Here is a 9,581-nt window from a genome sequence, read left to right as displayed (position 1 = left end):
CCGCACAGGGAGCCGCCGGCCGCGCCCGTTCCAGGCGCCCCGGCCGGGCTCACACCACGGTGCCGATGCCGGCATTCGACGACCTTGGCGCCCCACCCCGGATTGAACGATTCAATAATGGAGTGGCCCCGCACCTTCACTACTCTCCGGCAATCGCCACGCTCGCGACGCGGTCACCCCCGAAACAGGCTGATCCCGCGAGACCTCTTGTGAGAGCATCACGCCACAGTTATGGTCCCTGCCGGTTGAGACGATTCAAATTGGCCGTGGCGGTCTACAGCGTCGGCTCGGGGCGCAGCACCTCCAACCCGCACGGCTGACCGCGGCCGCCGCTCCTTGCCCGTGGCGCCGGACGGCGCCACGGGCTTTCCCTCGGGTCCCTCAAGAGGAGAGACATGCAGCACAACACGACCGTCACACCGACCCGTTCCGCGACGGCCTGCCATTTCGAGGTGGGCACCGGCACGTACGACGTGGAGGTCCGGCTCGGCGGCGACACGGCGGGGAGCACCCGCGTCAGTGGCGGGGCACGACGTTCCCTGCTGCCCGAGACCGTCACCGCGGCGGGTGAGCGGGTGATCCTCAGCTTCACGATGAACGTGCGAGATCCCGAGGGCGAACCCACCAGGGCCGACGGCGAACCCACCGGCGCCGAAGGCGAACCCACCCGGCCCGACGGTGGTCCGGGCCTCAACCTCCTCGTCGGCGGGTCCGACCCCGCGCCGGCCGAGATCCGCGTCACCCCGGCCGGCGAGAGCCTTCAGATCTTCCTCGTCGGGGACTCCACGGTCTGCGACCAGGCCCGCGCGCCCTATGCCGGCTGGGGTCAGCAGCTTCCGCAGCACTTCCGCCGCGGACTGTCGGTCGCCAACTACGCGTCGTCCGGGGAGAGCACGGTCTCGTACCTCGAGGACCCGCGGCTCTTCGCCACCGTCCTCGGTCTGATGCGCGAGGACGACCTCGTTCTCATCCAGCTCGCGCACAACGACAAGACGACCGACGCGGCGACGTACCTGGCCAACCTGGAAGCGCTGGTGGACGGTGTCCGCGGCGGCGGGGGCCGGCCCGTGCTCCTCACCCCCATGGTCCGCCACGCGTTCGGCCCGGACGGCACCCTGGGCAACGACGCCGCCCTCCTCGTGAACGGCCTCGGCGTCGACCACCCCGCGGTGATCCGCTCGGTCGCCGCGGCTCGCGGTGTCCCGCTCATCGACCTCACCGCCGCGAGCAGGTCGGTGGTCGAGTCATCGGGCGCCGAGAGCTCCCGGGCTCTCTACCTGTGCGACGAGGAGAAGGACCACACCCACACCTCCGAACACGGTGCCGGCGTGTACGCGGACCTGGTCCGCGCGGAGCTGCTCGCCCTGGGCCTGGTGCCACGGCATCTGTTCAGGTGAGACGTGCGGGCGGCCCGGCTGTCACCGCCGCAGCGCCGCCGTCAGCATCGGCAGGGCGTGCCGCAACTCCCTGTACCCGTAGGTACCGCTGTGTCCACCGTGGTAGAGGTGGGTGGTGACGGGCGCGCCCAGAGACGTGAGCCGGTCGGCGAGCATCCGGGTCTCCTCGCCGCAGACGGCTTCGGTCACGGACACGACACCGTCGTCGGCGAGCGCCACCCACTTCTCGGTGCCGGGGATGTGGGGATCGGGCTCCTCCCCGTCGAGCGGACCTGGCTTGCCGTCACCGGAGGCCAGGTGGACGGGCGTGTGGCGCAGTCCTGCGGCGTGGTGGTACGGATCCCAGTCGATCCAGGTCTTCCACTGCTTCCACGGGTCACCGAAGATCGCGTAGCCGTCCACACCGACGTACTTCGCTCCGGAGAGCCACATCTCCGGGTGCCGGACCGGATGCACAGGTGCCCCGAAGGCGGCGACGGCACCGAACAGGCCTGTGACCCGGGCCGCGAGTCCCAGGGCGCCGAATCCTCCCTGGGACTCCCCGGCGGCCGCCCTGTTCGGCCCCGCACCGTAGTGCCGCTCCACCAGGGGCACGACTTCACGGAGGAAGTACGTGCGCACCCGGGGTGAGCCTCCCTTGCCCTGGTTCCACCAGTCGGTCCAGAATCCGAACAGCGGCATGCCCGGCATGACCACCAGAACATCGCGCAGCTCGGCGAGTTCCTGCACCTTGAAGAGGCTGGTCCAGGTCGTGTGGTCACCGTCTCCGCCCGCCAGCAGATAGAGCGTGGGCCAGCGGTCACCGGGGCGGCGCCCGTCCCAGCCGCGCGGTGTCAGCAGGGCCACGGTGCTCCGGCCGCCGAGGGCCGGGGAGTCGACGGTCAGCTCGATCAGCCGTTCGTCCAGACGTCGTTCGGCGATGACCGTGTTCGTGGCGCCGGCCGGGGCGGCGGCACCGAGGAGCGCACCGGCGCCGAGGAGGGCCCCGCTCGTCAGTACGGTGCGGCGTGTGTGTGCGTGCGACATAGCTGAGTCTTCGGCCGACGGCGCGTCCACCTTGAGCTCCCGGCCGTCCACGCACCCCCGCACCATGGACCGGGTACGGGACGGCCTTCCTCCGTTTCGTTCGAATGTGTGGTGAGGACAAGCGGCCGAAACCGTGAGCCCTCCGCATGCACGGGTCCATACGTCGACCCGGGCGGCTCAGGGCAACTACCTTGTCACTACTGGTTGTTGTTCGTCACGCGTTGTCACCGCCGCTTCGCCATCGGGGGGAATCATGAGCAGAGAAGTACGAGCTGTCACCAGAGGGGTACTCGAGGCAGCCGGTGCAGTAACGATTCCGTGTGACGTGGGCCTTCGCTACACGCGGGACGACCCGTGCGCGGTGACTCTCACACTGTGGGGCGCGTCCCTCGTCGAGGAACACTGGTGCGTGTCACGTGACCTGCTCGACGCGGGGCTGAGAGCCGGGTCCGGAGCGGGTGCCGTCCACGTCCGGCCCGGGACGCCGGCCGGATCCGGGCGGCCCGGAGTGTCCGTGACGATGCGCTCGGCGGCGCGCACGGTGGAACTCTCGCTGGACCACTGGGCGATGTCCCACTATCTCGAACGCACCTGCCGCATCGTGCCCATGGGTGAGGAGTTCGGCCCCGACTCCATGAACGCGGTGATCGACCGGCTGCTCAGCGACGGGGGCGAGCCCTCCGCACACGGCCGCCGCTGAACCGGCGGCGCTTCCTTCACACAGGTGCTTGGCGAAGCACCGGCCGGACTCAGGCCGGATCCGCCTCCTCAGAACCGGGCAGCGGCTGTTCGGCCCAGATGGTCTTGCCCGTGCCGGTGTAGCGGGTGCCCCACCGCTCGGTGAGACTCGCGACCAGCAGGAGGCCGCGTCCGCCTTCGTCGAAGATCCTGGCACGGCGCAGATGCGGGGCGGTGCTGCTCCCGTCGAAGACCTCGCAGATGAGCGCGGTGTCCCGGATGAGGCGGAGCCGGATGGGATCGCCGCCGTAGCGGATGGCGTTGGTGACCAGCTCGCTGACGACCAGCTCGGTGGTGAACACCGCGTCGTCCAGGCCCCAGGCCGCAAGTTGCGCGGCGGCACGTTTTCGGGCGTTCGAGACGACGGCCGGATCGGAGGGAAGGTCCCACGAGGCGTAATGGCCGGCGTCGAGACGCCGGGTACGGGCCAGCAGCAGGGCGACGTCGTCGTTCGGCTGCTCGGGGACCAGTGCGTCCATGACGGTGTCGCAGGCCTCTTCGAGGGAGTGTGCGGGGCGGCCGAGCAGATCGCGCAGCTCGGCGAGCGCGTGGTCGGTGTCCCTGCCCGCGGTCTCGATCAGACCGTCCGTGTACAGGGCGAGCCGACTGCCCTCGGGGAGCTCGAACTCGGCCGCCTCGAAGGCCAGGCCGCCCACTCCGAGCGGCGGACCGGAGGGCAGCCGCAGCTGTTCGACGGTGCCGTCGGGGCGAGCCACCACCGGCTCGGGGTGGCCCGCCCGCGCCATCATGCAGTGTCCGGTTGCCGGGTCGTACACGGCGTAGAGGCATGTCGCCCCGGCGACCTGTACGCCCTCGGGACTGTCCGCCGGCTGTTCGCGGTCGAGTGTGAGCACCAGGTCGTCGAGCTGGGTGAGCAGCTCCTCGGGTGAGAGGTCGACATCGGCGAGCGTACGAACGGCGGTGCGGAGCCTGCCCATGGTGGCCGAGGCGTGGAGACCGTGGCCGACGACGTCGCCGACCACCAGCGCGACCCGGGCGCCGGACAGCGGGATGACGTCGAACCAGTCTCCTCCGATGCCCGCGCCGTTGGTGTTCGGGAGGTAGCGTGCCGTGACCTCGACGGCCTTCTGGCGCGCCGCCCGCCGTGGCAGCAGGCTGCGCTGCAGGGCGAGTGCCGTGGCCCTCTCGCGGGTGTACCGCCGGGCGTTGTCCACGCAGACGGCCGCCCGCGACACGAGCTCTGCCGCGAGCTGCAGATCCGCGGCGCCGAATGCCCCGGGCGTCCGGTGCCGGCAGAAGAGCGTGGTGCCGAGGGTGATGCCGCGGGCCCGCAACGGGACCACCATCACCGAGTGGATCTTTTGTTCACGCATGCTCCGCGACCGTTCGGGTTCGTCCGTCTTCCAGCGCCGCAGAGCCTCGTCGTCGACGGTCATGCGCGCGGGTTCCCCCTGGATCAGCGCGCGGCCCACCACGGAGTCACGGTCGTAGGCGTGGATCTCCCCGAGCGGGACCACCGACTCGGGGCATCCTTCGAGCACGGACCGCTGGGCGACCCGGTGGAAGCTGATCGAGTCCCGGTGCAGCACCGAACGCGCCTCGTCGCCCGTCAGCACCTCGGAGAGCAGGTCGACCGTCACGAAGTCGGCGAAGTCCTCGATGGCGAGCTCCGCCAGCTCCTCGGCGGTACGTCCCACATCGAGGGTGCTGCCGATCCGCATACTGGCCTTGTTCAGCACGGCCAGACGACGGCGTGCCCAGAACTGATCGGTGGTATCGAGTGTCACGACGGACACGCCCTGGACCTCACCGGCGGCATTCCGCACGGGTGACATCGCCGCCTGCCAGATGTGCTCGCTGCCCTCCACCATGAGGTGCGACTCGTAAGGCTCCCCCTGGCCTGTCCTCAGCACCCGGTCGATGGCCTCCGCGAGCCCTTTCCCGCCCTCCAGGAACAGTCCGGGCTCGATCTCCCCGGGCCGCAGCCCGAGCATCGACTCCTCGGTCCTGCTGACCGAATCCGCCGCTGCCAGGTTGGCCATGGCGAGCAGCTGGTCCCGGCCGAAATAGGCCACCGGCACGGGCAGCTGCTCCAGGATCCGGCAGCGTTCGTCCTCGGACGGTACGTAGGCGAGCGGCCTGCCGCCGACGGTCGCCGGTGTGGGCTCACCGCTGTCCGCAGGCGGGCCCTCGCGGCCCGTCTCGTCCATGCTCATGGGCCCATCACTCGTCCTCCCCACCTAGGCAGGTCGCCCACGAACACACATATGCGACCTTTGTTCAAGAATGCCCTTGTGTGTCCAGCCTCTCAACCGGCCCCTCTCCCCCTCGCAGCCGATCGGCTCAGCCGGCACCCCTGTCCGGCGTCTCCCTCACCACCGGGTACCACCGGTCGGCAAGCCCGGCCTGCCCGCCGAGCCCGCGGCAGGGGCGACCGTCACCTCGCGGCGCCCGGACAGCGGTTGGGTCGGCGAGCGCGTGGTCAGTCACCGGCGACGGCGAGCGGGCCGCCTGCGCGGAACGCCAGCTTCGCGAAGCGTTCGCCGATGCGTCGATGGGTGGCCGCGTCGGGGTGCAGCGCGTCGGGGAGCGGCAGTTCGGCCGAGTCCGTCTCGCCGTAGAGTTCACGGCCGTCGAGGTAGTGCAGGTTCGGGTCCTCGGCCGCCCTCTGCTCGACGATGCGGGCGAGTTCGTCCCTGATGATGCTCAGGGTGAGCTTTCCGGCAGCTGTTTCGGCAGGGTCCCCCACGGCGCTGAAGCTCAGCCTTCCCGTGCTCAGGGCGCTGTAGTCCGGTGCGCTGGGGCCGGGGGTGTTCTCGTGGATGGGGCACAGGATGGGTGAGACGACCAGCAGCGGAGTGGTGGGGTGGCCTTCGCGGATCGTGTCGAGGAAGCCGTGGACGGCCGGGGTGAAGGCGCGCAGGCGCATCACATCGGTGTTGACCAGGTTGATGCCTGCCTTGACGCTGATCAGGTCCGCGGGCGTGTCGCGCAGGGCGCGGGCGGTGAACGGGTCGAGCAGCGCGCTGCCGGCGAACCCCAGGTTGAGCAGCTCCACCCCGCCGAGTGCCGCGGCCAGTGCGGGCCAGGTGGTGGTCGGGCTCGCGGCGTCCGAGCCGTGGCTGATCGAACTGCCGTGGTGCAGCCACACCGTGCGGTCCGCGGCCGGAACCGGCTCCACCGGGGCGTCGGTCCGCAGGGCGACCAGCTCGGTGGTCTCGTTGTGCGGCAGCCAGATCTCGACGTCCTTCACATCGGCGGACAGTCCGGTGAAGCGAAGGGTGCCCACCGGGCCCGGACGGGTCTCGGCGGATCCGGCAGCCATGTCGATGGTGAGGGTGTTGCCACCGGCCACACCGGCCCGGCCCGCGAGGCGGCCGTCGACCAGCAGGTCGTAGACCCCGTCCGGTCGGGGCGGGGCGCCCACGTACACCCGCTTGGTGGGCAGCGTGTCCAGCTCCACGAGAGTGGCCCGGGTGCGGAGGACCATCCGGACGCCGGAGGGCTGGGCCTCCGCCATCGCCAGCTGGCCGTCCGTGTTCTGCGCGCGGGCACGGGCGGGCAGCCGGTGCGGCAGCAGACCGTGCTCGGTGCGCTCCAGATCGAGTGCGCCGCGCAGGAGGTCCTCGGTGATGGGGGTGGTTATCAGCTGGGGCCGGGTACTCATTCTCCGCCGCCTGTTCGGGTGTACGTGTCTGATTCGATCGAGAAGGGCCGGCCTGCTCAGGGCGCGGGCCAGTTCCGCAGCAGCGCGTCGAGGGCGTCCAGGACCCGTGACCAGGTCTCCTGCGTGCCTGGGGCACTGTGGCTGAAACTTCCACCCGACTCCAGGCTGATGTAGCCGTGGAAGACGCTGCCGAGCAGCCGGACCGCGTGTGTCTGGTCCGGCTCGGTCAGGTCGTAGCCACGCAGGATCGCCCGGGTCATCTGCGCGTGTCTGCCGCCGGCACTGGCGGCGGCCGCATCCGGGTCGAGCCTGAGCTGCGCCGCCGCGTAGCGGCCCGGGTGCTCCCTGGCGTAGTCACGGTAGGCGTTGGCGAACGCCTCCAGGGCGTCCTTGCCCGCCCTCCCGGCCAGAGCCGCGGCGACGCGGTCGGCGAGCTCCGCCAGGGCCAGCAGGGCGATCCTCGTCTTGAGGTCCTGGGAGTTCTTCAGGTGCGAGTAGAGACTCGCGTCCTTGACGCCGAACTGCCGGGCGAGTGCCGCGACGGTCACCTTGTCGAATCCGACCTCGTCGGCCAGTTCCGCTCCGGCCTGCGTAAGGCGTTCCGCTGTCAGCCCTGCTCTTGCCATGGCCACCATTCCCTCCGGCAGATTCGATTATGCATTTACCTAATAGCACTAGGCAAATCTGCGAGCTCCTAAGGATGGAGCCACGAGGCTGCCCCTCCCGGACACGGCGGCACCCGCCGGGTACGGGCCACTCAGTCCGTACGAATACGAGCTGCGGGGAGACCTGTGAGAATCGCCGCGACGGTCTCGTCCGGAGTCTGCCGAGAGGTGTCCAGCCTGAGGCCGATGCCAGGCGTCTCCTCACGGAGACTGTGGTCGAGGGCATCGACCGTCCAGGTGCCGTACCCGGTCTTCGGACGCGCCGCCTCCCTGGCCCGCACCGCAGCGGTGGAGGGTGCCAGCACGACGACGTACAGGGGGCGGGTGCGCACCCTCGCGACGTACCGCCTCAGATCCTCCCCGAGGACGATGTCCTGGACGACCGCGGTCCACCCGTCGCGCGCGTACTCGTCCGCGACCAGGGCGGAAAGACGGTACCGGAGCTCCAGTTGAGCCCTGGCCTCCGTGGTCTCCTCGGGCATCAGCTCCTCCCGGCCGGAGACGGTCATGCGGCGGAACACGTCACCTCGCACATGCGCCGCCCGGGGCAGGCGCTCGGCCAGGAGCTGCGCCACTGTCGACTTCCCCGCCGCCATCACACCAGTGATCAGGACGACGGCGGGGCCCGGTCCGGTGTCCACGTCGCTCCTCTCGCTCGGGAACGCCACACGTTAGCGCGGGTCCATGAACGGCCGGGCACGCCCCATAGGGTGGGGCCGTCCGACGTGTTTCAGGTGGAGGGTGCGTGGAACGGATGGCCGCCGAGTGGGAGTGGGACGACACGCTGTTCTCCGGCACGGCCGCCTACTACCGACGCGGGAGACTTCCGTACGCCCCCGGGCTGGCGGACGTACTGGCCGGCGTCCTGCGGCTCGACGGACGAGGACGCCTCATCGACGTGGGGTGCGGGCCCGGCGTTCTTGCCCTGGGACTGGCCCACCTGTTCCGCGAGGTCGTCGGAGTGGATCCGGACGCCGGCATGCTCACCGAGGCGGAACACGCGGCGGATCTGGCGGGCGTGACCGGCAGGACGCGATGGGTGCGGGCCCGCGCCGAGGAACTCCCCGCAGGTCTGGGGGCGTTCACCGTCGCGACCTTCGGCCAGTCCTTCCACTGGATGGACCGCGACCTCGTGGCGGCAACCATCAGGGACATGCTTGAGCCCGGGGGGTCGCTGGTGCACGTCTCGGATCTGAAGACGGAGACCCGTTCGGTCGACGGTCTTCCGTATCCGGCGGTGCCCTACGCGGCGACGGAGCACCTGGTCAGGGACTATCTGGGACCGGTCCGGCGCGCCGGCCGCGGAGTGCTGCCCCAGGGGACTCCGGGGGGCGAGGCGACCGTGTTCTCCCGGGCAGGATTCTCCGGCCCCCGACGCCACGTCGTCCCCGGCGGCCAGGCGCTGGAGCGCACGCATGACGACGTCGTCGCCTGGGTCTTCTCGATGTCGTACTCGGCTCCCCACCTCTTCGGCTCCCGCCGTGACCGCTTCGAGGCGGACCTGCGCCGGCTCCTGCGGGAGGCATCACCATCGGGCAGGTTCTCCGAGCGCCGGCCGAGCACCGAGGTGTTCGTGTGGGGGAAGGAGATTGAGGAACATCGAGGCGAAAGCTGACGCCAGGGGGATGTCCCACGTGACTGCTCGCTGATGCGGCGTCGAACCGAAGGCAGGTGGACATCGTGCCCATCCCCGGCGCCCTCGGCCCTCGGCGCATCGAGGAGAACACCGCCGCCGGCGACATGATCCTTACGGAAACCGGCCTCACCGCCATCAACACGATCCTGCCCCACGGCGGATCCGGCTACCGGTACCACGAGAAGGCCATGCCCACCTGGACCTGACCCGCCCCGGGCACCAGCCCCGCAAGCGTGTCGCTGCCGGGCCCTTGCCTCAAGGGCCCGAACGCGACGCACATACGGTACGCAGTGAAGATCCAACGAAAGGCCCCCGATCGTGGTGGGCACTCCGACGGTCCTCCCCGTGACCGAGCGCACCGAGGGGCGCGCCCTCGGATTCATGGGCGAGCCCCGATCCAACGTCCTGGAGCCCGACATCGTGCTCAAGGATGCGGGCAAGGGCTGACACGACGTGCGCCATCGGCGGGCGGCGGCGGTTCCGTCCAGGAC

Annotated in this window: 9 protein-coding genes; 4 read left to right on the top strand and 5 right to left on the bottom strand. The window is 70.5% G+C overall.

Annotation, left to right across the window (positions count from 1 at the left end):
* The first annotated feature begins 395 nt into the window (after positions 1 to 395).
* On the top strand, positions 396 to 1,397 hold the full coding sequence (locus ACFWFI_RS36995; RefSeq protein ID WP_387399181.1) for a rhamnogalacturonan acetylesterase: 1,002 nt from the start codon (positions 396 to 398) through the stop codon (positions 1,395 to 1,397).
* Between the two features lie 21 nt (positions 1,398 to 1,418).
* Here the strand turns inward: ACFWFI_RS36995 and ACFWFI_RS36990 are convergent, their stop codons facing one another.
* Entirely contained in the window at positions 1,419 to 2,423 is a 1,005-nt protein-coding gene (locus tag ACFWFI_RS36990) for an alpha/beta hydrolase (RefSeq protein WP_387399178.1), read from the bottom strand.
* A 253-nt stretch (positions 2,424 to 2,676) separates the two neighbouring features.
* Here ACFWFI_RS36990 and ACFWFI_RS36985 point away from each other — a divergent pair, with 253 nt between their 5' ends.
* Complete coding sequence (locus ACFWFI_RS36985; RefSeq protein WP_387399175.1) at positions 2,677 to 3,123, top strand: SsgA family sporulation/cell division regulator; 447 nt, start codon at positions 2,677 to 2,679, stop codon at positions 3,121 to 3,123.
* A 49-nt stretch (positions 3,124 to 3,172) separates the two neighbouring features.
* Here the strand turns inward: ACFWFI_RS36985 and ACFWFI_RS36980 are convergent, their stop codons facing one another.
* The 4 genes from ACFWFI_RS36980 to ACFWFI_RS36965 all read right to left on the bottom strand — a co-directional run bounded on the left by ACFWFI_RS36980 (position 3,173) and on the right by ACFWFI_RS36965 (position 8,095).
* Positions 3,173 to 5,338 carry a SpoIIE family protein phosphatase gene (locus tag ACFWFI_RS36980; protein WP_387399172.1) on the bottom strand — a complete coding sequence of 722 codons (2,166 nt, stop codon included), beginning with the start codon at positions 5,336 to 5,338 and terminating at the stop codon, positions 3,173 to 3,175.
* Between the two features lie 266 nt (positions 5,339 to 5,604).
* Positions 5,605 to 6,789 (bottom strand): GDSL-type esterase/lipase family protein, encoded by a 1,185-nt coding sequence (locus ACFWFI_RS36975; protein WP_387399169.1) that lies wholly within the window; start codon positions 6,787 to 6,789, stop codon positions 5,605 to 5,607.
* 56 nt (positions 6,790 to 6,845) lie between these two features.
* On the bottom strand, positions 6,846 to 7,415 hold the full coding sequence (locus tag ACFWFI_RS36970) for a TetR/AcrR family transcriptional regulator (protein ID WP_387399166.1): 570 nt from the start codon (positions 7,413 to 7,415) through the stop codon (positions 6,846 to 6,848).
* Between the two features lie 131 nt (positions 7,416 to 7,546).
* Positions 7,547 to 8,095: an AAA family ATPase gene (locus ACFWFI_RS36965; RefSeq protein ID WP_387399163.1), complete on the bottom strand. Its 549-nt coding sequence runs from the start codon at positions 8,093 to 8,095 to the stop codon at positions 7,547 to 7,549.
* Positions 8,096 to 8,208: 113 nt separating this feature from the next.
* Between ACFWFI_RS36965 and ACFWFI_RS36960 the strand changes: the two genes are divergently transcribed.
* Entirely contained in the window at positions 8,209 to 9,069 is an 861-nt protein-coding gene (locus ACFWFI_RS36960) for a class I SAM-dependent methyltransferase (protein WP_387399185.1), read from the top strand.
* Positions 9,070 to 9,134: 65 nt separating this feature from the next.
* Complete coding sequence (locus ACFWFI_RS36955; protein WP_387399160.1) at positions 9,135 to 9,296, top strand: hypothetical protein; 162 nt, start codon at positions 9,135 to 9,137, stop codon at positions 9,294 to 9,296.
* Positions 9,297 to 9,581 lie beyond the last annotated feature (285 nt).

It is taken from the genome of Streptomyces sp. NPDC060209, assembly GCF_042728155.1.
GTDB lineage: Bacteria > Actinomycetota > Actinomycetes > Streptomycetales > Streptomycetaceae > Streptomyces.
Note: the sequence above shows the minus strand (reverse complement) of the source record. Positions and strands in the feature narration are given on the sequence as shown.